The organism is Xenorhabdus stockiae (assembly GCF_002632825.1).
GTDB lineage: Bacteria > Pseudomonadota > Gammaproteobacteria > Enterobacterales > Enterobacteriaceae > Xenorhabdus > Xenorhabdus stockiae.
Genome location: NZ_NJAJ01000139.1, coordinates 1 through 686, shown reverse-complemented (window position 1 = coordinate 686; position 686 = coordinate 1). Strand labels below are relative to the sequence as shown.

Here is a 686-nt window from a genome sequence, read left to right as displayed (position 1 = left end):
CTGGGTAATGTGTTCACTCATGTAGGAGATGGCCTGAGTGTTGCCCTGATGGTGGCGAAAGGCAACCTTGCCACCAAAGTAGGGAATGGTGAAAGCCTTGCTGCCATGATTGGTGTGGGCAATGTAATGACCCATATTGGCAACGGTAATACCTTTGCTGCGATGGTGGGGGAAGCCAATATTTTCACCAAAGCGGGCGATGAACTGACAGCGGCCGTGATGATTGGCAAGGCTAACATCTATACCCATGTGGGTCAGGGCACCAGTATCGGGTTGTTTGCCGGTAATGCCAATATCATGACCAAAGTGGGGGATGGCACAACGTTGGCCGCGATGTTTGGTCAGGCTAACGTGATGACTCACGCTGGCCGTGGGCTGACCGGTGTACTGGCATTAGGTGAAGCCAATGTGGTGACAAAAGTCGGTCACGATTTTATGGGGGTTTTAGCTGCGGCTAAAGCCAACGTGATAACCCATGTTGGTCATGGCATTACCGCCGGCGTCTTGTTGGGTAAGGGGAATATTCTGACTAAAGTCGGTAATGGGACAACGGTCGGCCTGCTTGTTTCCAAATTCGGCAATATCATGACCCATGTTGGCGATGGCAATACCGTGGGTTTTGCCAAAGGTACGCTGAACCTGATGACCAAAATGGGAGACGGTCTGGCGGTCAATGCCGCCTGGGG

General features: G+C 52.3%; 1 protein-coding gene. It reads left to right on the top strand.

All coding sequences use genetic code 11. The features are described 5' to 3' along the window. Window positions 1–686 (top strand): hypothetical protein (locus Xsto_RS20815; protein ID WP_141554565.1); only part of this gene is annotated, 686 nt, incomplete at both ends.